The 22,365-nt window shown below is 70.7% G+C and carries 21 protein-coding genes and 2 pseudogenes; 8 read left to right on the forward strand and 15 right to left on the reverse strand.

Features of this window, described 5'->3' with window-relative positions; all coding sequences use genetic code 11:
* The first annotated feature begins 277 nt into the window (after window positions 1-277).
* Entirely contained in the window at window positions 278-1,867 is a 1,590-nt protein-coding gene (locus BLR21_RS04965; protein ID WP_090004366.1) for an MFS transporter, read from the forward strand.
* 65 nt (window positions 1,868-1,932) lie between these two features.
* On the opposite strand, the gene BLR21_RS04970 is transcribed toward BLR21_RS04965, so the two are convergent.
* From BLR21_RS04970 to BLR21_RS05010, 9 genes are read right to left on the reverse strand one after another with little or no spacing between them, the layout of a single operon-like run.
* Window positions 1,933-3,384 (reverse strand): class I adenylate-forming enzyme family protein, encoded by a 1,452-nt coding sequence (locus BLR21_RS04970; RefSeq protein WP_090004367.1) that lies wholly within the window; start codon window positions 3,382-3,384, stop codon window positions 1,933-1,935.
* A complete protein-coding gene (locus tag BLR21_RS04975) occupies window positions 3,381-4,748 on the reverse strand; it encodes a CoA transferase (protein ID WP_090004368.1) in 1,368 nt (455 codons plus the stop codon). The genes BLR21_RS04970 and BLR21_RS04975 overlap by 4 nt, the downstream gene beginning before the upstream one ends.
* Entirely contained in the window at window positions 4,745-5,527 is a 783-nt protein-coding gene (locus BLR21_RS04980; protein ID WP_090004369.1) for a class I SAM-dependent methyltransferase, read from the reverse strand. The genes BLR21_RS04975 and BLR21_RS04980 overlap by 4 nt, the downstream gene beginning before the upstream one ends.
* Window positions 5,518-6,993, reverse strand: coding sequence for a class I adenylate-forming enzyme family protein (locus BLR21_RS04985; RefSeq protein WP_090004370.1), 1,476 nt, complete (start codon window positions 6,991-6,993; stop codon window positions 5,518-5,520). Before BLR21_RS04985 ends, BLR21_RS04980 begins: the two co-directional genes overlap by 10 nt.
* Window positions 6,994-7,004: 11 nt before the next feature.
* Window positions 7,005-8,270 carry a protoporphyrinogen/coproporphyrinogen oxidase gene (locus BLR21_RS04990; protein ID WP_090004371.1) on the reverse strand — a complete coding sequence of 422 codons (1,266 nt, stop codon included), beginning with the start codon at window positions 8,268-8,270 and terminating at the stop codon, window positions 7,005-7,007.
* A complete protein-coding gene (locus BLR21_RS04995; protein ID WP_090004372.1) occupies window positions 8,267-9,190 on the reverse strand; it encodes a UbiA family prenyltransferase in 924 nt (307 codons plus the stop codon). Before BLR21_RS04995 ends, BLR21_RS04990 begins: the two co-directional genes overlap by 4 nt.
* Window positions 9,187-9,831 carry a class I SAM-dependent methyltransferase gene (locus tag BLR21_RS05000; protein ID WP_256334464.1) on the reverse strand — a complete coding sequence of 215 codons (645 nt, stop codon included), beginning with the start codon at window positions 9,829-9,831 and terminating at the stop codon, window positions 9,187-9,189. Before BLR21_RS05000 ends, BLR21_RS04995 begins: the two co-directional genes overlap by 4 nt.
* Complete coding sequence (locus tag BLR21_RS05005; protein ID WP_090004373.1) at window positions 9,828-10,949, reverse strand: DegT/DnrJ/EryC1/StrS family aminotransferase; 1,122 nt, start codon at window positions 10,947-10,949, stop codon at window positions 9,828-9,830. The genes BLR21_RS05000 and BLR21_RS05005 overlap by 4 nt, the downstream gene beginning before the upstream one ends.
* A complete protein-coding gene (locus tag BLR21_RS05010; RefSeq protein WP_090004542.1) occupies window positions 10,946-12,076 on the reverse strand; it encodes a DegT/DnrJ/EryC1/StrS family aminotransferase in 1,131 nt (376 codons plus the stop codon). The genes BLR21_RS05005 and BLR21_RS05010 overlap by 4 nt, the downstream gene beginning before the upstream one ends.
* A gap of 179 nt (window positions 12,077-12,255) precedes the next feature.
* On the opposite strand from BLR21_RS05010, the gene BLR21_RS05015 reads away from it, so the two are divergent.
* The 6 genes from BLR21_RS05015 (at window position 12,256) to BLR21_RS05040 (ending at window position 17,798) form a co-directional block, all read left to right on the forward strand.
* Window positions 12,256-13,290 carry a Gfo/Idh/MocA family oxidoreductase gene (locus tag BLR21_RS05015; RefSeq protein ID WP_090004374.1) on the forward strand — a complete coding sequence of 345 codons (1,035 nt, stop codon included), beginning with the start codon at window positions 12,256-12,258 and terminating at the stop codon, window positions 13,288-13,290.
* Between the two features lie 91 nt (window positions 13,291-13,381).
* Window positions 13,382-14,263: a sugar phosphate isomerase/epimerase family protein gene (locus BLR21_RS05020; protein WP_090004375.1), complete on the forward strand. Its 882-nt coding sequence runs from the start codon at window positions 13,382-13,384 to the stop codon at window positions 14,261-14,263.
* Window positions 14,260-15,480 (forward strand): M20/M25/M40 family metallo-hydrolase, encoded by a 1,221-nt coding sequence (locus BLR21_RS05025; RefSeq protein ID WP_176929457.1) that lies wholly within the window; start codon window positions 14,260-14,262, stop codon window positions 15,478-15,480. Before BLR21_RS05020 ends, BLR21_RS05025 begins: the two co-directional genes overlap by 4 nt.
* A complete protein-coding gene (locus BLR21_RS05030) occupies window positions 15,477-16,526 on the forward strand; it encodes an Ldh family oxidoreductase (protein ID WP_090004376.1) in 1,050 nt (349 codons plus the stop codon). The genes BLR21_RS05025 and BLR21_RS05030 overlap by 4 nt, the downstream gene beginning before the upstream one ends.
* A complete protein-coding gene (locus BLR21_RS05035; RefSeq protein WP_090004544.1) occupies window positions 16,526-17,404 on the forward strand; it encodes a Gfo/Idh/MocA family protein in 879 nt (292 codons plus the stop codon). The genes BLR21_RS05030 and BLR21_RS05035 overlap by 1 nt, the downstream gene beginning before the upstream one ends.
* On the forward strand, window positions 17,397-17,798 hold the full coding sequence (locus BLR21_RS05040; RefSeq protein ID WP_090004377.1) for a DUF6917 domain-containing protein: 402 nt from the start codon (window positions 17,397-17,399) through the stop codon (window positions 17,796-17,798). The genes BLR21_RS05035 and BLR21_RS05040 overlap by 8 nt, the downstream gene beginning before the upstream one ends.
* Window positions 17,799-17,845: 47 nt before the next feature.
* Here BLR21_RS05040 and BLR21_RS05045 read toward each other — a convergent pair whose 3' ends face one another.
* The 5 genes from BLR21_RS05045 to BLR21_RS05065 form a co-directional block, all read right to left on the reverse strand.
* The gene (locus BLR21_RS05045) at window positions 17,846-18,382 is read right to left on the reverse strand and encodes an EF-hand domain-containing protein (protein WP_090004378.1); all 537 of its coding nucleotides are present in this window, start codon (window positions 18,380-18,382) and stop codon (window positions 17,846-17,848) included.
* Between the two features lie 64 nt (window positions 18,383-18,446).
* Complete coding sequence (locus BLR21_RS05050; protein WP_090004379.1) at window positions 18,447-19,694, reverse strand: nucleotide sugar dehydrogenase; 1,248 nt, start codon at window positions 19,692-19,694, stop codon at window positions 18,447-18,449.
* A gap of 32 nt (window positions 19,695-19,726) precedes the next feature.
* The gene (locus BLR21_RS05055) at window positions 19,727-20,038 is read right to left on the reverse strand and encodes a hypothetical protein (protein WP_090004380.1); all 312 of its coding nucleotides are present in this window, start codon (window positions 20,036-20,038) and stop codon (window positions 19,727-19,729) included.
* Window positions 20,039-20,356: 318 nt separating this feature from the next.
* Window positions 20,357-21,385 (reverse strand): SPFH domain-containing protein, encoded by a 1,029-nt coding sequence (locus BLR21_RS05060; RefSeq protein WP_090004381.1) that lies wholly within the window; start codon window positions 21,383-21,385, stop codon window positions 20,357-20,359.
* 3 nt (window positions 21,386-21,388) lie between these two features.
* Window positions 21,389-21,820: an NfeD family protein gene (locus BLR21_RS05065; RefSeq protein ID WP_090004382.1), complete on the reverse strand. Its 432-nt coding sequence runs from the start codon at window positions 21,818-21,820 to the stop codon at window positions 21,389-21,391.
* A 14-nt stretch (window positions 21,821-21,834) separates the two neighbouring features.
* On the opposite strand from BLR21_RS05065, the pseudogene BLR21_RS44510 reads away from it, so the two are divergent.
* Window positions 21,835-22,041 (forward strand): annotated as a pseudogene (locus BLR21_RS44510) (rhodanese-like domain-containing protein); the annotation flags it as partial.
* A 63-nt stretch (window positions 22,042-22,104) separates the two neighbouring features.
* Here the strand turns inward: BLR21_RS44510 and BLR21_RS05075 are convergent.
* Window positions 22,105-22,365, reverse strand: a pseudogene (locus BLR21_RS05075) (class I SAM-dependent methyltransferase); the annotation flags it as partial.

Raw genomic sequence — 22,365 nt, forward strand, 5'->3', positions numbered from 1 at the left:
CGGAAGGTCCGGCACCGGGAGGTGGTCGCGGTCGCGGAGATCACCGAGGCCATCGCGCCAGGCGTGGTGAGCCTGCCCTACGGCTGCCGGGGCCATAAAACAATCCTGAACGCAAATTCTTCCAGAGGGCACACAATTGTCCCGACCGCAAATACATCCCTGGGCATACCGCCAGTTCCACCGCAATAGCGTTGACAAGAATCTCCGAACTTGACAATGCTTCGCGCGCTTGCTTATCGTCGGTCAGGTTTTCGTCAATCGACATCCGAAGGTGTCCATGACCGCGCCTGCAACGCTGCCGAAGTCGCGGCAGCAGTTGATTCTTGCCGTTCTCATGGTGTGTTCACTGCTGATTTGGCTGGACAACACCGTCCTCAGCATCACCCTGGAGACCCTTGCCGATCCCGTCCGCGGACTGGGCGCCGGCCCGGCAGAGCTGCAATGGGCCACCGGCGCGTACACCCTGGTCTTCGCGACATTGATGTTCACCGCCGGCGCGCTGGGCGACAGTTTCGGCCACCGGAACGTGCTCGCGGCCGGACTGGTGATCTTCGCCGCGACCTCGATCTGGGCGGCGTACGCCGGCGACGCGGGACAGCTGATCGCGGCCCGCGCCGCGATGGGCATCGGCGCCGCTTTCATCATGCCCGCCAACTTCGCCATCCTTTTGTGGACGTTCACCGGTCCGGGGCGAGCGACGGCGATCGCCATTTCCTCGACGGCGACCGGCGTCGGAATGGCCGCGGGCCCGGTCCTCGCCGGGGTCCTGCTCAGCCATTTCTGGTGGGGTTCGGTCTTCCTGATCAACGTGCCCGTTGTCGTGGTGGCGTTGGCCGGAATCATCCTGCTGGTCCCCAATTTCCGCAGCCCCGTCGTGCGACCGCTGGACCCGGCCGGGATCCTGCTGTCGATCAGCGGGCTCGCGACGCTGACCTACGGCCTGATCCGCGCGGGACAGGTGGACACCTGGAGCCGGTGGGACGTCTGGGCACCGATCGCGGCCGGGCTGGCCCTGCTCGCCGGGTTCGTGCTCGTCGAACTGCGGACCAGGGAACCGAGTTTCGACCCTCGGCTGCTGGCGCAGCGGGTGTTCGGCGGCGGCAACCTGTCCATGTCACTGCTGCTCTTCTCCGTGGCTGCCGTCACCTTCTACAATGCGTTCTATCTGCAGGGCGCGCTCGGCTTCTCGCCGCTGAAGGCGGGCTTGGCCAATGTGCCGGCCGCGATCGGCGCTGTCGTGGGTGCGCCGCTGGGCGCACGCATGGTCCGCCTGTGGTCCTTGCGTGCGGTCGCCATACCTTCGCTCACGGTGGCGGCGTTCTCCTTCGGCGCGGTCGGCTTCTTCGACCTGGACACCTCGCTCACCTGGATCTCGGTCGTGTTGCTGATCCAGGGCCTCGCCGTCGGCATGGTGCTGGCGCCGGTGACCGGAGCGCTGATCAGCAGCCTGCCGCTGGAACGCTCCGGCGCCGGTTCGGCCGTCACCAACACGGCGCGCCAGGTCGGCAGCGTGATGGGGATCGCGGTGGGCGGCACGATCATGTCGATCGCCTACCGGAACGCGATCGAACCCTCGCTCGGCGACGTCCCGCCCGCACTGCAGGACAGCGTCCGCGTGTCCGCGGAGCAGGCCAGGCACGTCACCGGCACTCTCGACCAGCCCGCTCTCGCGGTGGCGGCAGACCGTGCGTTCATCCACGCCATGCACGTCGGCGCGGTCTGGATCATGGTCATCGCCCTCGTCGCGACAGCCGTGCTGGTGTTCGCCCTGCGTCCCACCGCAGGACGCACGGGGCCGCCGCGGGAGGCCGAGGACGGTCCGGACAGCAGCCGCTTCGCGGCGGAGGGCGTCTCGCACGCCGGGTGACCGTGGGCTGAGCTGGACGGCGCGGCGGGGGTGCCCCACCGCGCCGTTCTGCTGCCCGGAGACGGTTATGCGGTTGCTCCGCATCGATCGGCGGCGACCCGCGCCAAGGTGCGGTGGCAGACCTTGCCGGTGCGGCCGACCGGCAGGCCGGGCACGGTGAGCAGGAACTCGGGCAGTTTGGGCTTCGCCAGTCCCCGTGCGGACAGGAACGCGGTGAGGCCGGGAAGGTCGAGTTCCTGTCCATTGCGGATGGTCACGATCGCGCAGAGCCGTTCGCCCATCTCGGTGTCCGGCACCGGCACGCAGGCTACCTCGCCGACCGACGGATGCCCGCCGATCGCCAGCTCCACCTCGGCGGGACTGATCGTGTAGCCGCCGCGGATCACCACGCGTTTCGCCCTGCCGGTCACGTGCAGCCGGCCCGTGCCGTCGAGGTGGCCGCGGTCGCCCGTGCGCACCCAGCCGCCGTCGAGCCGGTGGCGGGCGTCCAACTCGGGCGCGCCGACGTAGCACAGTGGCGTCATCGGGCCCCGCGCGCAGATCTCGCCGTCCACGATCCGGATGTCGCACACCGCGGGGTCCGGGACGCCCACGCCGTTCTCCGGTGTCGTCGTGTGGCAGTTCACGCCGTCCGACGAGCCGTAGACGGTGATCACGTCGACGCCGAACCGCGCGCGGCACGCGGCGAGGGTCGCGGGCGGCAGCACATCGCCGCTCGACACCAGCGCGACGAGGCTGGAGACATCGGATCCGGCGGGGTGATCCGCGAGCCGGCGCCACATCGTCGGCACCGCGAACACGTGCGTCGGACGGTGCTCGGTGATCAGCCGCATCGCGGTGTCCGGCGCGAACCGCCGGGTGAGGATCAGCGTGCCGCCCAGACAGCACAACGTGATCGGCACACCGAACGAGCCGAACGACGACGTGAGCGAGACGAGCACCAGGTCGCGGGGCACAGCCACGGAACCATGCACTGCGCGCAGATAGTTGGCCCGGCCACCCCCGAAAGCGTTGTGCGAGTAGGCGACCATCTTCGGTTCCGCTTCCGAGCCGGACGACAGGAGGATCTTCGCCGGTGCCTCCGGAAGGGGTCGTCCGTGGCTGCGGATGCCCGGTTTCCCGCTCACGACCCCACCGGCGATCAGCGCGCTCGCGCCGGCACGGGAGAGCAACGTGCCGGCGCCTGCGGGGACCGGTAACACCACCGCGCCGACGGCGAGCACCGCCAGTTCGGCGACGACGGCGGCACGTCCGTCAGGTTCCTGGACACCGATGATGTCGGTGGTGCCGTACGGCAGCCGGGTGGCGAGCGCGCGGACGAGCAGATCCAGTTCGGCGTAGGAGAGCTCGCCCTCGTCGTCGATCAGCGCTGTGCGGTCCGGATGTTCCCGGACCCGGTCGCGGAACAACGAGTGCAGGTCGCGGTCCGGGCAGTACCCCTGGGCGACCCAGTCCCGGCGCAGCCGGGCGGGAAGCAGGTCGCGCAGCACCGTCCCGGTGGCGGACACCCACGTCATGACGTGAACTCCCACGGCGACGAGACCAGGACGCACTCGTCCCGGACGAGGGCACGGGCGAAGCGGGGGTCCGCGGCGAGTGCGGCCAGGTCGTCGCACACCGGCACGGTCAGCGGTTCGGCGCATCGGCGCCGCGGCCAGGCGTTCATCCTGCTCGCCGCGGACAACAGCGACGAGTCGACCCGAGTGGCGCCGCGGGTCAGCGCGGCCACGACGCCGTGCGCGCTCACGACTCCCCCGAACACGTCGACGATCGTCATCAGCGAGGGTGGCACTCCGCTGTGCGCCTGCACGACGAAGTCCGTTCCCAGCGGCGGGTTCGGGCCCAGCGCGGTGCCCCAGCCCGACGCGTGCGCGTACACGATCCCCGGCCGCACCCGCGCGAGATCGGTGTGGCGCAACGACCACTGCTCCGCCTTGCCCGGCGCCCAGTTGTGCAGGAACACGTCCGCGCTCGCCGCGAGATCGAGCACCTCCTGCCTCCCGCCGGGGGTGCCCAGGTCGATCTCGACCACGTCCTTGCCCCGGTTGAGCGCACGGAACCGGGCCGACGTGTCACCGGCCATCGGCGGCACCCAGCGCAACGGGTCACCGCCTGGCGGCTCGATCCGCAGCACGGTCGCGCCGAGCAACCGCAGCAGGTGCCCCGCCAGCGGTCCCTGCACCCGGCGGCACGACTCGAGCACCACCAGCCCGGACAACGGCAGCAGCTCGGCCGGCCGTCCGCGCCGGTGATCGCCACTCGCGCCGCTCAGCACGAAGGCAGGCACGTAACTGATTGGCTGGTCCGACACCCGCACCAGCGTCATGCCGGTGCGACGGGCGATGTCGGTGAGCCACGCCAGCGGGTACGCCGCGAGTACCTCGGCCAGCCGGGGCAGCGGACAGGTCGCCGTCGCGAACCGGTGCAGGAACGGCCGCCACCCCTGCGACACGGCCCGGTCGTCCGCACCGAGTGCGGCCCAGAACCGTTGCCACACCGATGGATCGAGCGCCTCGATCTCGAACGCGATCCCCTCGGCCGAGTGAAACGGCGGCCCGCCAGGCGAGTGCGGTTCGGCCGGGTCGTCCGCCGTCGCCGCCGCGAGGTACTGCGCGACGGCAAGCAGAGCGGCCTGCGCCAGCGAGGTGGACACCGAGTGCAACGGGATTCCCCGCGCCTGGGCGAACCTCAGCGCCTCCAAGCCCAGTTCCGCCAGCTCCGCCGCGACGATCGAGGCGTAGTCGAGGCCGAGCGGCGTCGGCCTGCCGAACCGGCGGCCGTGCACGTGCATGATCCCGCACGCGGCCTGCACGTCCTGTTCTCCCGCCAGCGGCAGGTCGACCGGCCCGGCCACGGACACCGCGTCGAGCGAGAGCGTCACGCTGGCCGCCTTCCGTGCACCGAGTAGACGACGCACGACGACGCGCGGAACCGTGGATCGGCCATGACCGCGCGCACCCCGGCGAGCTGCTCGTCGGTCATGCCCGCCGCGATCAGCTTGTCCCGCAGGTGATGCGTGTGATGCACCAGCAGCCGTACACCCGGCGATCCCGCGTGCCACGGGAACAGCGCGGGCATCGGGTCGACGTCGACGAGCCCTGCCGCCACCATCGACGCGGCCGCCCGCCTGCCCCACGTGCCGTCTCCGCCCGCGGCGCGGAACGTCCGTTCCTTGGCGGCGAGGAACGTCTCGTACAGCTCGGCCGCGCGTTCGTCCGGCGCGAGCAGCACCGGGCCGTAGGAGATGTCGAACTCGTCGATCTGCATCCATCCGCCGGGCTTCAACGCGCGCACCAGCTTGCGCAGCACGGCCTCGCGTTGCGGGATGTGCTGCAACACCAGCCGCGCGTGGATGAGGTCGAACTCGTTGTCCGGCAACAGGTCGTGCACCACGTCGTGCTGGAGGACCGTGAGCCCGCGCACCGGGGCGATGTGCTCGGGCTTGATGTCGGTGGCGAGCACCGAGCCGGCGCGGGCCGCGAGCCAGTGTGCGACGGTGCTGCCACCCGCGCCGACCTCCAGGCAGCGCCAGCCCGGACCGACACCGGTCTCGGCCAGCCGTGCCAGCGTGATCGGGTCGTAGGCCTCGCTGAGGCACCGATGCTGTTCGGTCGCGTGCACGCTGTGGTTGTCGAAGACGTAGGTCGTGGTCACGTCCACCTCCCTGAGCCGTTCGTGTCGGCGGCGCCGACCAGCCGCGCCAGCAGTTCGAGTCGCCGCACCTTGCCGGTGCCGGTCCGCGGCACGTCGTCCCAGCGCAGCACCACGGGCTCGGCCATCGGCGGCAGGCCGGCGACCGCGCGCCGCCAGGCGGCCGGGTCCAGTCCGGCGTCGGTCACCACCACGGGAATCGGACGCGCTCCGGGCGCGGCGAGCAGGACGCACTCCTCCACGTCGGGCAGCCGGTCCTCGACGGCGTCCTCCACGGCGAGGCAGCTGAGTCCCGCCGCCGTGTCCACCTCACGGTCCAGCAGCGTCACCACGCCGGTGCGGCTCACGATCCCGAGGTCGCCGGTGTTCCACCACGGCCCGTCCGCCTTGGCGTCCCAGCGGTCCTGCTCGCCGACGTAGCCCGCGCACCGGGCGCGGGTGCGGGCGAGCACGAGTCCCGCGGTGCCACGCGGCACCGGCTCCAGCGTCTGCGGGTCGACCACGCGCAGCCTGGCCATTCCCGGCATCGGCCTGCCGAGATCACGGGTCGTGTGCGCGGTGCGCCGGGTGAGGAACCGGAACGACAGCGGCCCGGTCTCGGTCTGCCCCCAGCCCTGCATCCACAGTGGACGACGGTGGCGCGACGCGTGCAGCATCGTTCTGATCACCGGCGGATGCATCGCGTCGTAGGTGCTGACGAACCGGCGGACCGCGTGGAACGGGTTGTCCGGCCCGGCCGCGAGCGACCGCCAGCGCACGTAGGCCGACGGCAGCGCCTCCAGCACGGTCGGCGGGTGCGCGCCGAACGTCCGTGCCGCCGAGGACGTGTCGCTCAGCAGCACGATCTCGCGCGGTGCGAGACACAGCGCTGACGCGGTCCAGCAGAACGTGCGGCCGTGCGCGTACGAACTGGCGTTGCCCATCACGTCGTCGCGCCGGGTGCCGATGACCGGCCAGCGCACCGACTCCGGTCGCGCGAGCCGGTCGATGATCGTCCGGGTGGTGTGCACGACGAGCTTGGGCACACCGGTGGTGCCGGAGGTGTGGTTGATGATCAACGGAGCGTCGTCGTGCCTGCGATGGGGCGCGGGTGGCCGGGCCGCGGTGAACTCGTCGATCCGCAGCACCCTGGGGGCGCTCATGGTCCTGTCGGTGACGACGAGCGCCGGATCGAGGCGCTTCAGCAGGATTTCCAGCGTGTCGTCCGGCAGATGGCCGGACACCAACGCGGGCACCGCGCCGAGCCGCACCGCCGCGCACGCCAGCAGGTCGTAGTCCCAGTGGTTGCGCTTGACGACGGCGACCCGGTCACCCGGCCGCACTCCCGCTTCGTGCAACCAGCCCGCGGCGTCGAGCACCAGCTCGGCGAGCTGCGCGATGGTGTACGTGTCGCCCTCGCCGGGCGCGATGTCGAACGGCCGGTCCAGGCGCACGATCGTCGCCGCGCCGGAGCACTGTTCGAACAACGTCCCCATGTCATGTGGCTTCACACCCGCTCCTCCTTCCGGGCCAGGCGATGCGCCGCGCGCAGACCGGACCGCACCGCCGCCTCGCTGCACGGGCTCAGGTACACCCAGTCACCGGCGTAGTCGACGACCCCGCCCGGCCCCGCCTCGAACTCCGGCCGCAACGCGAGCGCCTGCGGCGTCGCCTCGGGCAGCGCGTGCCGGAACCGCCGCACGATCGCCCTGCCGGTGGCCGCACGGAGTCCGGGCACGAGGCGTTCGGCCGCGTCGGTCAGTCGCACCGCCACTTCCTCGTCGGATGCCCGCATCAGGTCCCCGGCGACGGACGGATGAGCCATGACCGTGACCAGGCCCCGGTTCTCCGGCGCGCGGCCGGAGTGCTTGAGGTGGTCGAAGATGATCGTGGAGACCGTGCCGTTCTCGGCGGTCGGGATCACCATCGCGTAGTCACGGCGGCCCAGCGGCCGGTCGAGCAGCAGGTGCGCCTTCACCACGGACGAGAACGAACACGCGTCGATGAACTCCGACCCGTGCTCCGGGTACACGAGGCGAACCACCGGCGCCGGCACGGCCAGCACGACCGAACGGGCGCTGATCTCCTTACCGGCCAAGAAGATCCGGGCCGAGGAACCGTCGCTGACGACCCGATCGACCTGAGCCGAGGTGGTGACGTCCACCCGCGAGGCGAGCGCGCGGGCGAGGGTGTCCATGCCGTCGCGGTAGGTCCGCCAGGTCGACACCGGGCCGATCGAGGTGAGCAGCGCGAGGAACGGTGCGATGGCGGAACGTCCTGGGTCCCAGCCGAAGAATCCCGACACGACCGGCTGGCACAGATAGTCCAGCAGGTCACCCCGGCACGCCTCGGCGACCGTGGCGTGCGACGAGTCCTCCGGGCGTTCCAGGTCGAACCGCCCGCGCAGCAACCGCAGCAGCTCCAGCCGGGCTCGCACGGACAGGCCCGCCCCGGTGATCAGGCCGCGTGCGCTCGCAACTCCTGGCCGCGCCCGGCCGCGCCACATCGCGATGCCCCGGCCGATCCTGGGCACCGCGCCGCGGTCGATGCCGAGCTCTGCCAGCAGCTTCCACGTCTCCGGGTAGCCGGTCGACGGGATCTGTTCGGCGCCGGTGTCGATGAGGAAACCGTCCTCGCGCACCGTCGTCATCCGGCCGCCCACGACGCCGGCCGCCTCGAAGACCCGCACCTCCCTGCCCGCGGCCCGCAGCCGGAACGCGGTGGTCAGCCCGGCGACACCCGCGCCGATGACGGCGACGTCGAGGTCGGTCACGTGAAGACCACCAGGTTCACGACGACCAGCGCCAGCACGGTGATCCGGTGGATGCGGATGCCGAGCATCCTGGCCCGCAGGATGTCGTGCTGGGCGAACCCGATCCACACCTGCCTGGTCCGCAGCACGATCGTCGGCAGCAACGCGAGCGGGAACCACCACGGGCCGCCCAGCGCGGGCACCGCGAGGATCAGCGCGAGCTCGGCCACCGACACCGCGATGACGAAGAACATGTTGCCACGCGGTGACGTCAGCGCCGCGACGGTGGGCCTGCCGACCGACCGGTCCCCTGCCACGTCGTTGGTGTTGGAGTACACGCCGAACAGCAGCGGCCCCAGCCCGAACAGCAGCGCCTGAGCCAGCACGAAGCCGTCGATCCGGCCGGTGGCGAGGCCGTACGGCGCGAGCACCAGCGCCCAGCCGAGCCCGGCGATGAAGAACTCCTGGAAACCGTGGTAGCTGAGCTTCACGCCCCACGAGTACTGCAACGAGAAGAAGTACGTGACCGCGATCAGCGCAAGCGTCCACAGTGGAGTGTGTGGCGCGATCGCGATGGCGGCGAGCCAGAGCAGCGCGCCGATCACGCCGGTCACCCAGGCGAACCGCAGCACCTGGTCCTCGGTCAGCGTGCCCGCCACCAGTGGCTTGCGATACCGCCTGCGGGCCCGGTCGTCGGGCGAGTAGTTGGTGACGTCGCTGCCGTCGCGGTAGCCGGTGAGGTCGTCGAGCGCCACCATCGCGGCGATCACGAACACCTCGCCCAGCAGGAACACCCCGGTGGTGGTGAGCACGCCCGCGTCGAACCGCAGCGCGGGGACGAGCAACGTCCACACCACGACCACGCCGAGGTAGTAGTCGAGGATGTCGAGCTTCGCGAGCCGGAAGTAGGCGGTGCCACGCGTGCGCGTGATCGTCGTCATCGCGGGTCCTCCAACGCGATCAGCGCGGCGAACGAGCGGTCGCCGCCGTAGGTCAGCTCGTGCCGTTCGACCAGCCGGGAACCCGGCAGCAGGGCGAGGTAGTCGTCGAGGTCGCGCAGCCGCGAGTACCGGCCGACCGGGATGTCCGCGTGCTCGTACTCCACCAGCACCAGGTGCCGCGCCGCGCCCGCGATCGCCCGGCACGCTCTGGCGATCTCGTCGTCGTCCAGCACGTGCATCAGGACCCACACGCAGACCGCGACGTCGAACCTCTTGTCCCGCCAGGGAAGCCGCTGGACCGCCGCCTGCCGGAACTCGACGCCGGGCAGGTGGGCACAGGCCGCGCGGGCCAGGTCGAGCATGCGTGGCGTCATGTCGATCGCGGTGACGGCGTCGGCCCGCGCGGCGATGACCGGGGTGATCCGGCCCATGCCGCAGCCGATCTCCAGTGCGGACCCGATCGGGCCGAGCGAACGCAGGTGGTGCGTGACGAGCTGACGGGTCCGGGCGGTCGTGCTCTCGGCGAGCGCGGCCGGTTGTGAGGCACGCATGACCCGGGCCAGACCGGGGCGTTCGGCCCGCCTGCGCCACTCGTCGGCGATCTCGTCCGGTGCGGGAACCTGCGTTGCCTGGACCTTCATCCGGACTCCTTGGCGAATCGGCACACCGCGTCGGCGATGTGCTCCACCTGCGCGTCGGTCAGATGTGGGTAGACGGGGATGGCGAGGGTGCGCCGCGCGGCCAGCTCGGCGGCCGGCCAGACGCCGCCGCCGGCGTACGGGGCGAACGCGGGCTGCCGCGGAAGTGCGGCGGGATAGTAGATGTGCGATCCGATGCCTTGGGCCGCAAGGTGATCGCGCAAGGCGTTCCGGCGTTCAGCGAGCAACGAGTAGACGTAGTAGCACCGGCCGTCGCTGGCGGGCGGTGGTGCGAGCACCCCGCAGCCGGCCAGCTCGCCGAAGCGTTCGGTGTAGTACTCACCGATGCGCGCCCGGCGTTCGAGCCGTTGCGGGAGCGTGGCGAACCGGTGCAGCTGGAACGCCGCCATGATCTCGTCGAACCGGCTGTTGTAGCCGATGCGGTGGTGCACGAACCGCGTCCTGCCGTCCTGGCCGTGGTTGCGCAGCATCCGCACCGCCGCCCCGATTTCGGGGTCGGCGGTGACGACCATGCCGCCCTCGCCGGGCATGCCGAACGTCTTGACCTGGACGAAGGAATAGACGCCCGCGTCGCCCCACATGCCCGCGGGCGTGCCATCGAGCATGCCGCCCTGAGCGACCGCGGAGTCCTCGAGCAGCCGGACGCCCGCGCGGTCGGCGATCGCGCGGATCGCGGGCATGTCGGCCATCACCGAGAACATGTGCGCGGGCATGATCACCTTGGTGCGCGGGGAGATCAGCCGGTTGATCTCGGCGGGGTCGGCGACCAACGTCCACGGGTCGACGTCGGCGAAGACCGGCACCGCGCCGAGCATCGCCGGGGCGGCGGCGAGCGGCGCGCAGCCGAACGCCGGCACGATCACCTCGTCGCCGGGACCGACGTCCATGGCACGCAGCACCAGCGACAGGGCCGCGGTGCCACTGCCGCAGGCGATCGCGTCGGCGGCGCCCACCGAGTCGCGGATCATCTCCTCGAACCGGGTGGTGTGCGCGCCCAGGATGAACTTCTGCTCCGGCGCCAGACCGATGCTCTCGACGATGTCCAGCAACGTCTCCTGCTCGCCGTCGAAGAGGTCGGGCGGGAAGAACGGCAGGGTCATGGCCGGCCTCGGTAGAAGTCGCGAATTGAACCGCACACCTTTTCCACGGCCGCGGCAGGCATGTCCGGATAGAGGGGAAGTGCGAGGGTGTGCCGGCACGCCGCCTCGGCATTCGGGAAATCACCGGAACGATGTCCCAGGTCGCGGAAACAAGGCTGCAGGTGTAGCGGCACCGGGTAATACACTTCGGTCTGCACGCCCTGCGCCGACAGGTGCGCGGCCAGGTCGTCGCGCGCCTCGGCTTCGATCACGTAGACGTAGAACACGCCACCTGGACGGGCCGCGGGCAGCTTGCGCACGCCGGGCACCCCCGTGAGCAGCTCCGTGTAGTGCGCGGCGAGCTGCGCGCGGCGGGCGATGTCCGCGTCCAGCCGGGTGAGCTTCGCGAGCAGCACCGCGGCCTGGATGTCGTCCATCTTGCTGTTCATCCCCGGCAGGCCGGTCTCGGTCGAGATACCGGGGAAGTTGTCGATCGTGCGCCCGAACCGGCCGTGGTGGCGCAGCGCGTCGACCGTGTCCGCGATGCGCGGATCGTCGGTGAGCACCGCGCCGGCGTCACCGATCGCGCCCAGCGTCTTCGTCGGGAAGAACGACAGCACGCCGCCGGCCCCGAGCAGGCCGGCATGCGTACCGCGGTGGCGCATCCCGATCGCCTCGGCGCTGTCCTCGACCACCGTGAGACCGAGTCGCCAGGCAACGTCGAGCACTTTGTCGATGTCCACGAGCTGCGAGAAGAGATGTACCGGCATGACGAACCGCGTGCGCTCGCCGGCGACGTCGGCCACTGAGGCGGGATCGATGCCGTACCCGTCGGGCTCGATGTCGGCGAAGACCGGGCGGCCGCCCGCGAGCACGACCGAAGACGCGGACGCGATGAACGAGAAGGCGGGGACGACGACCTCGTCACCCGGCCGCAGACCGGCTGCCCTCAGCAGCAGTACCAGCGCGTCCGTGCCGCTGTTCACCCCGATGACAAAACGGGCGCCGGTGTAGGCGGCCAGCGCCGACTCCAGCTTCGCGACCTTGTGGCCGTGTGAGTATTTGCCATTCTCGATCACGTCGACAATGTGTCGCCGAGTGGTGGGCCACAGTTCTGCGAATGTGGCCGATTGTATATGGAAAGGGATCGACAGCGTACCCACCTCCGGGGGTGAATGACCGTTTCCGAGAGTAGGGCAGCTGATCGGGCCGGTGATCCGGTTCACTCTTCCTGGTCAAGAAGGAGTGGCGGGCATTGACACCTTCGGCACTGCTGCCGCTAGCGTCGAAATCGGCCTGAATTCCCGTTCGGAGATGGGGCTCAACCGTGCAGTCACTCGTGGTGGGACTCGGCCGTGCCGGAGCAGGTCTGCACCTGCCGGTGCTCGCGAAGGCGCGGGCGCGCGAGCCGGAGCTCCTCGGTGGTGAGGACGTCGTGGCGTGCGACCCGCGCCGCACGCCTCCCGACCGGCCCGGTCTCGTCACCACGGCGAGCATCGGCTCGGCGGCCGCCGGACTCGATCCCGCCGGCACCGTGGTGCACATCTGCACCCCGCCGGTCGAGCGGCACGCGGTGATCACCGAACTGGCCGAGCTCGGCTTCCGCAACATGATCGTGGAGAAGCCGCTCGCGTCCGACGCCGACGACCTCGCGCGGATCATCCGGGTGCGGCGCAAGCACCGGCTGCACATCGAGGTCGTCGAGCCGTGGCTCAGCAGCACGCTCACCAGGCGGCTGATCGAGCTGACCCGCTGCGGCCTGTTCGGCCCGCCGAAGTCGATCACCATCGTGCAGAACAAGCCGCGGTTCCGCCGTTCGCTCGCGGCGCCGGGCCACCCGACGGCGTTCGACGTCGAGCTGCCGCACGGCGTCGCGCTCGCGTTGCGGCTGGCCGGCGCCGCACGGGTCACCCACGCGGCGGGAGCCGATCTGGAGGTCGACGGGCAGTTCAGCGCCCGGATGGGCGGCGCGGACGTCGGTCTGCGGCACATCTCGGGCGTCCGCACCGAGATCAGCTCCGACCTCACCTGCCCGGTGCGGGAGCGGCGAGTCACCATCGACTTCGCGAACGGCAGCGCGGTCGGGCACTTCGCGGTGAGCGATGACGACGACCACTCGCAGCTGACCGTGCGGGCGAACGGCCACCGGGAGCACCTGGTGCTCCGCGACGACTCGCTGACCGAGTGGATGATCCAGGCCTACCGCAGGTTCCGGGAGGGCGGCGAGCAGACGCGCGGGTTCAACTTCGCCGCCGAGGTCGTGCAGCTGTTGTCGGTGGCCAAGAACATCTGCGCGGAACCGGTGGTGCCCACGGCTCGCACGGAGGCCGGTTTCGTGGCGGTGGCTCACCATGCCGGCTGACCCAGGGCCTGTGCCGAAGTCCGTGTTCGCGACAGCCGGGCCTGAGGCGGCCCCTGCGGGCACGGCCGGAGGACCCACATACGACAGCGGTATGCGGGCCCTCCGGCCGCACCGCCAGGAACCACCTCAGGCGCGGCTCCCATCGAACGAGACTTCGACACAGGCCCTGGTCCTGGCGGGTATCGCCGACGAGGCGGCGCACGATCTCTCCACCCAGATCGAGGTGCTCACGGAGCTGGGCTGGCCCGCGATCGAGCTGCGCACGGTCGACCGGCTGGCCGTCGCCGACCTCACCGACGCCCGGTTCGCCGCGGCGGCGACGGCGCTGGCGGACGCCGGGCTGCGGGTGATCTGCCTGGACTCGCGGATCGGCAACTGGGCCCGTCCGATCACCGCGGACTTCGAGCAGGATCTCGCCGAACTCGACGTGCTCGCCCGGCGGGCCCGGTCGATCGGCACCCGGTACCTCCGGATCATGTCGTATCCCAACGACGGCCTGAGCGATGCCGGCTGGCGCACCGCGGTGGTCACCCGGATCAGGGCGCTCGCCCGCAGGGCCGAAGCCGCCGGTGTGACGCTGCTGCACGAGAACTGCTCGGGCTGGGCGGGCACCGGCGCCGCGCGGATGCTCGAGCTGCTCGACGAGGTCGCGAGCCCGGCGCTGAAGCTGTTGTTCGACACCGGGAACGGCGTCGCGCACGGCTACGACAGCTTCGACCTGCTCGGTGACATCGTCGGCCATGTCGAGCACGTGCACGTCAAGGACGCGGACGCGCACGGGTTCACGATCCCCGGCGAGGGCACCGCGCGGGTGGCGGACTGCGTGAAGCTGTTGCGGTGCAACGGCTACCGGGGCGCCTGGTCACTGGAGCCGCACCTCGCCCTGCGGCCACACGAGCCGGGTGAGCTCGCCGCCGGCGCGGTGCCGTCGTTCCTCACGGCGGGCCGGGCGATGGCGGAACTCCTCCGGTGATCGGCCCGGACCGGGACCTGCTGCTCCGCCTGCTCGGACTGCCGACCGCCGGTCCGCTGGAGACGACGGCCGAGGTCCACCTGTGGGAGGCGATGGACGTGTTCGCCTCGGCGGCGGCCGGCCTCGGCTTTCGCGTCGAGCACCTCGCCGCGCCCGCGCCGTCGGTTCTCCGCCGTCCGGATGTGCCGTCGGTCCTTCACGACGTGGGGCCGGAGTTCCTGGCCTGCCAGCCGAGTCTCGTGCTCCGGCTCGGGCCCGCCGAGCCCGCGGTGATGTTCAACGTGCACCTCGACACCGTGGCGCCGTTCGAACCCGCGGGCTTCGACGGCACCAGGTTCCACGGGCGTGGCGCGATCGACGCCAAGGGTCCCGCGGTCGCGATGCTGGCCGGGATCAGGGCGGCCCTCGCCGCCGACCCGGCGGTCGGCCACGAGGCCGGGGTGCTGATCCAGGCCGTGTCGGGCGAGGAGGGCGGCGCGATGGGCACGTTCGGCACCCGTCCGCTCGTCGAGGCCGGATTCCACGGCGGGCTCAACATCTTCTGCGAACCGACCGGGCTGCGGCACCTGCCGCGCTGCACGGCGGCCATGACGGCGAGCGTGCGCGTCGACGGCGACGACGCGATCGACGACGAGCCTCATCGAGGCCACAACGCCACGGTGCTGCTCGGGTTTCTCGCCCAGCACCTCGCCGCCGGACTCGCGCCGCGCGGCCAGGTCTGCGTGGCGGGCCTGCACACCGGTCAGCTGCACAACCGGGTCTACGGCAGCGGCGAGCTGCTGTTCAACATGGCCTACGACTGCACGGCGTCGGCGCGGACCATGAGCGTGGCGATGGAGACCGGTCTGCGGACCGGCCTCGCCGAGTTCTCCGAACGCTTCCGCGACGTGCCCTTCTTCCACCGCACCGCCGCCGACGCCGCGGCGATCACCAGTCTGCGGTGGGCAAAGCGCGGGCTGCCCGCGCTGCCCGCGCAGGACATCCCTTTGCTGGACGCGATCGTGCCGCGGTGGCCCGCCGGCGAACCGGCCTTCACCTGCGACGCGATCTGGCTCGCCGGCGTGCCGGGCGCCCTGACGGCGGTACTCGGTCCGGGTTCGCTCGGCGCCAACAACGCTCACGCTCGTGGTGAGTTCGCCGACGTCGCCGAGCTCGACCGGTTCAGCGACATCGTGCGCGACATCGTCCTGCGGTTCACCAGGAATGGAGGAACGTGACGGTTCTGGTGCCCTATCGAACCCTGCTGTCCACAGTGGCCGATGTGTTCGCCGGCAGAGGGATGCCCGCCGACCGGGCGATGATCGCCGCCGAGGCGCTGTGCCACGGCGAGCTGACCGGCATGACGTCACACGGCCTGGTCAACCTGACCCGGCTGTACCTGCCGCTGTTCGACGACGGCCGCACGGATCCCTTGGCGAACATGGAGATCCGGACCGATCTCGGCGCGTGCGTGCTCGCCGACGCCCGCCGCACGCTGGGGCTGTGGTCAGCCGGTCAGGCCATGGAACTGGCCTGTGGCAGGGCGTCCCGGCACGGCATCGCGATGGTGTCGTTGCGCGGCGCCACCCACATCGGTTGCGCGGGCCATCACGCCGCCCGGGCGGTGCCGCACGGCATGATCGGCCTGATCGCGTCGAACTGCGGCGGCCAGCGCATCGCCAGGCCACCCGGCGCCGCCGTTCCGATGCTCGGCACGAACCCGCTCGCGCTGGCCTGTCCCGCGGGCGACGCGCACCCGTTCGTGCTGGACATGAGCACCACCGTCGTGCCGACCGGCCGGGTGCGTGCCGCGGCTCGTGCGGGCGAGCCGATCCCACCGGGCTGGCTCGCCGCCGCCGACGGCACACCGGTGACGGACCCGGCGGCGTTCGATCGGGGCGACGCCCACCTGCTGTGGCTGGGCAGCGATCCCGAAACCGGCGCCTACAAGGGTTTCGGGCTGGGACTGCTGGTCGAGGTGCTCGCCGCGCTGGTGTCCGGCGCGGCGCTCGGCGCGCTGTCCGCCGACGGCGACCGGGACGACGACATCGGCATCCTGGCGGTCGCGATCGCGCCGGACCTGCTGCGCACCGGGTTCGCCGCCGACGCGGCGTCGCTCTTCACCGCGGTGCGCGGCTGGCCCGCACTCGACCCCGCCGCCCCGGTGTCGTACCCCGGCTGGCACGAGGGTGAACGGGCGGCGCGGTTGCGGGAGCACGGGGTGCCCCTGCCACGCGCGTTGTTCGAGGAGCTGCGGTCGGTGACGACGGGGGTGCACGCGTGATGCGGCTCGGCATCGTCGGACTCGGCGTGATCGCCCGTTTCTACCTGGCCGCGCTGGAGAGATCGCCGGACTTCACGCTCGCAGCGGTCTGCGATCGCGACCCCGCCGCGCTGGCGGACCACGGGGTACCCGGCTACCGCGACCACCGGGAACTGCTCGCCGCGGGCGGGCTGGACGCCGTCGTCGTCACCGCGCCGAACGACGTGCACGCCATCGTGTGCCGGGACGTGCTCGACGCCGGACTGCCGGTGTGCGTGGAGAAACCCCTGGCCACCACCCTGGCCGACGGCCGCGACCTGGCAGACCTCGCCGCCGGGCGGCAGGTCGCGTTGTTCACCGCGTTCCACCGCCGCTACAACAGCAACGTGCTCGCGTTGCGGGACAAGATCGGCGACGCGACGATCGAGTCGATGACGGTGCGGTACCTCGAACAGATCGAGGAACACGTCGGCCACGACCGGTGGTATCTCGACGCGGCGCGCTGCGGCGGTGGCTGCGTCGCGGACAACGGCCCGAACGCGCTCGACCTCGTCCGGCTCTTCCTCGGGCCGGTGGCGCTGCGCGGCGTGCGGATCGACCGTGACGGCACCGGCGTCGACCGGCAGGCGGTGCTGGCGCTCGACCGGGCGACCGTCGAGCTCGACTGGTCGTTCCCCGGCGAGGTCAAGGACGTCGAGGTCCGGCTGGGCGACGGGTCGGTGCTCCACGCGGACATGCTGGCCGGCTACCGGGAGTTCAAGGAGTCGCTCCGGCACGAGTACGAAGGCGTGCTGCGTGAGTTCGCGGAGGCGGTGCTGCTGGGACCGGCGTGGTCCGACGGCGGCCTGGCCGCACTGTCCATAGTGGATGAGGCGTATCGGAGGGAGACGCATGCGTGAGGACGGGCCGAAACGGGAGATCACCGGCACGGTCGTGAAAGTGCTGGTGCACCGGCGCGACGATCGCGGGATGAGCCTGGAACCGTTCGCCAGCCGGTGCGTGCGCGAAGGTGAGGTGCACGAACTGGTCACCACCGACCACGACGACACCACGCCCGGCGCGCGGATCGACCGGGTCGGGTTCCTCGGGTTCGCCGAGATCGGGTGCGCGGGCGTGATCGACCGCGGCGACGACGTGTGGATCGGCGGGGTGCGGGTGGGCACGGTGCTCGGGTTCGACGGGTGCCACTTCCCCAACCACTACAACATCCTCATCCACGTGCCACAGCCGCGCACCGGGCCCGATCTGGGCCTGAAACCCGAGCTGGACATACGTTTCACCCAGTCGAACTGAGAACGGGGCCCCAGGCGGATCGCCTGGGGCCCCGTTTCGTCACCCGGCTAGTTGCCGAGCAGCGGCACGTCCAGCTTGCCGAGGTGGTAGTCGCGCACGGCGTGCACGAGCTCGTCGACGGTCAGCTTGCCGTTGCCGTTGACGTCGATCGCGCGGAACGCGGTGTCGACGGCCGAAGGCTCGACACCGATGGCGTCCAGCCACTTGCCGAACTCCCTCGGGTTCACCTCGCCGTCGCCGTCGGTGTCGCACAGCCCGACGATCGCCGCGATCGTGGGACGCACGACCCGGTTGAACCCCGAGTCGCCCTCCTGGAAGATCTGCGCCTCGGTAACCTCGATGAACTGCTGTTCGGTCATCGATCCATTCGGTCCGACGCCCGCCTTGCTCGCCAGGTACTCGAACATGTCCGAGAACGAGTTGATCACCGCCCGGGCCTGCGGTGACGCCGGGTCCTCGCCGAACGCCTTGACGATCCGGCGGGCCTCGGCCTCGTAGTCGGCCTTCTCGATCCGGCCGTTCTTGTTGACATCCCACTTCGCGAAACGCTTCTTGAGCCGGTCGTTCTTGACTGCGGCGGTCATTCCTGTACTCCTTGTCACGGAAGAACTGATGTCCGCCTGCCGGGCCTCACCCCGGCAGGCGCCCCTACAGGCGCACGACCTCCTCCCCGGGAACGCGCCCCGTCACGTCGAAGAACAGCCGGGCGGTCCTCGCCAGCCGGCCGAGGTCGTAGTCGCGGTGAGCGACGAGCAGCACGGCGGCGTCCGCGGTCCGCAGAGCCGTGCCGAGATCAGGTGCGGGCGGCCCGAGTTCGGGCACCACGCCGGCCACCGGGTCGTGATAGGCCACGGTCGCGCCGAGCGCACGCAGGCGCAGCGCGATCCGCACCGCGGCGGACTCACGGGTGTCCGGCACGTCCGCCTTGTAGGCGACGCCGAGCAGCAGGATCTTGGTTCCCCGCAGAGGTTTTCCGTACTCGGCGAGCATCCGCGTGACGCGTTCGGCCACGTAGGACGGCATCCGGTCGTCCACCTGCCGGGCCGCGTGCACGACACCCAGCCGGGTGCCTTCCCGTTCGGCCTTGTCCAGCAGATACCTGGGGTCGACCGGGATGCAGTGCCCGCCGACACCGGGGCCGGGCACGAACGGCGCGAACCCGAACGGCTTGGACGCCGCACAGTGCAGCACGTCCCACACGTCGACGCCGATGTTGTCGCAGAACATCGCGATCTCGTTGACCAGCGCGATGTTCACGTACCGGTAGGTGTTCTCCAGCAGCTTGGCCATCTCCGCCTCACGGGTGCCGCGTGCCACCACGACCGTGTCGACGAACCGCCCGTAGAACGTGGCGCAGTGCTTGGCGCACAACGGCGTGTGGCCGCTGATGACCTTCGGGGTGTTGCGCAGGCCGAACCGCGCGTTGCCGGGGTCGATCCGTTCCGGCGAGTAGGCGAGCGGGAAGTCCTCGCCCGCGATCAGGCCGTGCTGTTCCAGAATCGGCCGGACGACCTCGTCGGTGGTCCCCGGATAGCTGGTCGACTCCAGCACCACCAGGGTGCCGGGGCGCAGATGTCCGGCGATGGTCGTGGCGGCGGAGCACACGGCGGCCAGATCCGGCCCACCCCCGGCGTCGAGACCGGTGGGCACGCAGATCGTGATCGTCTCGGCACCGCTCAGCACCACCGGATCGGAGGTGACGGTGAAACCTTTGGCTTTCATCTCCCGTAGTCGGTCCGTCGACACGTCGAGCACGTGCGAGCGGCCCTCGGCCACCGCGGTGACCACCTCCGGCGAAGTGTCGTACCCGATCACCGACAACCCGGCGGCGACTGCTTCGGCGGCGAGTGGCAGCCCGACGTAGCCGACGCCGACCACGACAAGATCGACAGACACGCGTGTCCTTTCCGACTCGTCACACCAGGGGCTCAGTCCTTGACGGAGAACGACCCGCTGCCGAGGGCGACGTGGGAGCCGTGGTCCTCCTTGACGACCAGCCCAGGGGTCAGGCAGAACGGGTCGGCGTGCACGAAGACGTCGGTGTTGGTCAGGTTGACCAGCACGTGCGCGTCGACCGGGAGTTTGTTGCAGCCGTTCGGGTTCGTGAAGATCTTGACCGGCGTGAGCTCGGTCGAGAACACCACCGCCCGGCCTGCCGCGGCATGTGCGGGAGGGCCGGCCGAGGCGAGGAGAGCGGTAGCGGCGAGCGCGCTCAACGTTACGGAGACAAGGCGTTTCATGGAGTCCTCCAGGTTCGGAGATGTCGCTCTCCGTACGCTAACAGCGACTGAGCGCTACCTAGGATTTGTGACCGAACATCACGCGTCCAGGTTGCGGTCGGCCGGGAGGAGCATCCGAATGGGGTGCCCAGTGCGCCCCTGAGTGGTCTTCCACCGCAGGAGTTCCCATGAACGAGCAGGCAGTTGAACCATCGGGCGAGGCCGGCGTGACAACCCACGACTCAGCGCATTCCCGGAGGCGGCGGAAGCTTGTGCCGGAGGCGACGGCAGCTTGTGCCGGTGCCCTCGCCTACCGGCGTTCGACGCGCAGTGTTCAGGTCACCTGCCCGTCGGCTGCACGGGCATCGTGGGTCCGAGCGAACGCAGGTCCACGGAGTCCGCCGCTTCGGCGACCGCTTCGGCGGCGTCCGCCGCGTCCTCGGACGCCTTCGTGGCCAGTTCGTCGGTGTCGGGCGGCCTCGTCGCCTCGGACCGGGGCAGGATCTCGGAGAAGGCACGTGACACGTCGTGCAGCGCGGTGGTGACCTCGCTCGGGATCACCCAGAACGTGTTGCCCGAGCCCTGCGCGAGCTTGGGCAGCACCTGCAGGTACTGGTAGGCGAGCAGTTTCGGGTCCGGGTCGTTGCGGTGCACGGCCTGGAAGACCTGGTCGATCGCGCGCGACTGGCCCTCGGCCTCGAGGATCGCCGCCGCCCGGTTGCCCTCGGCGCGCAGCACGGCGGCCTGCTTGTCGCCCTCCGCGGTGAGGATCTGTGACTGGCGCTGCCCCTCGGCGTTCAGAATGGCGGCCCGCTTGTCGCGTTCGGCCCGCATCTGCTTCTCCATCGCGTCCTTGATGGTCTTCGGCGGGTCGATGGCCTTGATCTCCACCCGGTTGACCCGCAGACCCCACTTGCCCGTCGCGTCGTCGAGCACGCCGCGCAGCTGGCTGTTGATGGTGTCGCGGGAGGTCAGCGTCATCTCCAGATCCATCGATCCCACCACGTTGCGCAACGTGGTGACGGTGAGCTGCTCGACGGCCTGCAGGAAGCTGGCGATCTCGTACGCCGCGGCGCGCGGGTCGGTCACCTGGAAGTACAGCACGGTGTCGATCTCGACCACCAGGTTGTCCTCGGTGATCACCGGCTGCGGCTGGAACGAGACGACCTGCTCACGCAGGTCGATCGCCGGGTACACCCGATCCACGTACGGGATGACGAAGTTGAGTCCCGGCTTCAGGGTGCGCTGGTAGCGGCCGAGTCGTTCGACGTTGCGGGCGCGAGCCTGCGGCACGATGCGCACCGCGCGGAAAACGGTGAAGGCCGTGAACACGGCAAGTATCAGTGCGGCGATCAGCAAGGCGGACATAGGTCACTCCCGTGGGTAGACGACAGCGATGCTGCCGCTGATCTGCAGAACGTCCACAGTGGACCCGGCCGGGATCACCACGGACTCGTCGATCGGACGCGCCGACCAGTCCTCGCCCCCGATGCGCACCAGCCCCGCATGGCCGTTCACCTCCTGCAGGACGTACGCCGAACTGCCCACCAGAGCATCGATTCCGAACCGCTCCCCCTGCGCCAGCAGCACCTGCCTGCGCGCCCACGGCCGAACCAGCACCACGCCCGCGGCGGACACGAGCGTGAACGCCACCAACTGCCCCGGCGCCGGCACCCCGATCGCGGCGATACCTGAGGTGACCAGCGCGGCCGCGGCCAGCATGCCGAGCGCCGCGGTCAGCGTGAAGATCTCCGCGACGGCCAGCACCGCCCCGACGATCAGCCAGATGAGCCAAGGATCCATGGTGCGACCCTCCCATCGGAGGTACGCCTCGCTACGCGACGTCTTCCTACCATCGTCACCCCAGGTCAGCACATCCGCAAGGAGTTCGATCGGCCAGTTACGGCCAGTCGGTCACGGGCACCGCGCACCCAGGGGCACCATGCGTCCGGCCGGGACGCGCGACGGTCATCGACGTGCGGCCCGCCGAGGAGTACGCCGCCGGGCACATCCCCGGCGCCGTGTCCGTTCCCTGGACGAACTGGCGGGCCGGCCAGGAGGTCGTGGCGTACTGCCGCGGCAGCGGCTCAGGCCTTGACCGCGGCCACCCGCTCGACCATGCCGAGCTTGAGCCGTTCCTGCCGCTGCACCACGAAACCGGCCTGCTCCACCAACGGCAACGGCCGCCGGGTCTGGTAGTCGCCGCACATCCGCACACTCAGCTTCTCCAGCAGCGACTGGACGAAGTGGACGACACGGTGCTGGCTGCCGACGTGGTCGAGCAACAACAGCTTCCCACCAGGCCGCAGCACGCGGTGCATCTCGGCGATCGCCGCACGCTCGTCCGG

It is taken from the genome of Lentzea albidocapillata subsp. violacea (genome assembly GCF_900100275.1).
In the GTDB taxonomy this organism is placed as follows: Bacteria; Actinomycetota; Actinomycetes; order Mycobacteriales; family Pseudonocardiaceae; genus Lentzea; species Lentzea violacea.

Excerpts from the sequence above, each read along its gene's own strand:
- BLR21_RS05065 (WP_090004382.1), bottom strand. The coding sequence starts at position 21,820 with ATGGATCCTTGGCTCATCTGGCTGATCGTCGGGGCGGTGCTGGCCGTC.
- BLR21_RS04985 (WP_090004370.1), bottom strand. The coding sequence starts at position 6,993 with ATGGGGACGTTGTTCGAACAGTGCTCCGGCGCGGCGACGATCGTGCGC.
- BLR21_RS05055 (WP_090004380.1), bottom strand. The coding sequence starts at position 20,038 with ATGAAACGCCTTGTCTCCGTAACGTTGAGCGCGCTCGCCGCTACCGCT.
- BLR21_RS04965 (WP_090004366.1), top strand. The coding sequence starts at position 278 with ATGACCGCGCCTGCAACGCTGCCGAAGTCGCGGCAGCAGTTGATTCTT.
- BLR21_RS05035 (WP_090004544.1), top strand. The coding sequence starts at position 16,526 with ATGCGGCTCGGCATCGTCGGACTCGGCGTGATCGCCCGTTTCTACCTG.
- BLR21_RS05005 (WP_090004373.1), bottom strand. The coding sequence starts at position 10,949 with ATGACCCTGCCGTTCTTCCCGCCCGACCTCTTCGACGGCGAGCAGGAG.
- BLR21_RS04995 (WP_090004372.1), bottom strand. The coding sequence starts at position 9,190 with ATGACGACGATCACGCGCACGCGTGGCACCGCCTACTTCCGGCTCGCG.
- BLR21_RS05000 (WP_256334464.1), bottom strand. The coding sequence starts at position 9,831 with ATGAAGGTCCAGGCAACGCAGGTTCCCGCACCGGACGAGATCGCCGAC.
- BLR21_RS05060 (WP_090004381.1), bottom strand. The coding sequence starts at position 21,385 with ATGTCCGCCTTGCTGATCGCCGCACTGATACTTGCCGTGTTCACGGCC.
- BLR21_RS05040 (WP_090004377.1), top strand. The coding sequence starts at position 17,397 with ATGCGTGAGGACGGGCCGAAACGGGAGATCACCGGCACGGTCGTGAAA.
- BLR21_RS05045 (WP_090004378.1), bottom strand. The coding sequence starts at position 18,382 with ATGACCGCCGCAGTCAAGAACGACCGGCTCAAGAAGCGTTTCGCGAAG.
- BLR21_RS04970 (WP_090004367.1), bottom strand. The coding sequence starts at position 3,384 with ATGACGTGGGTGTCCGCCACCGGGACGGTGCTGCGCGACCTGCTTCCC.
- BLR21_RS05020 (WP_090004375.1), top strand. The coding sequence starts at position 13,382 with ATGCGGGCCCTCCGGCCGCACCGCCAGGAACCACCTCAGGCGCGGCTC.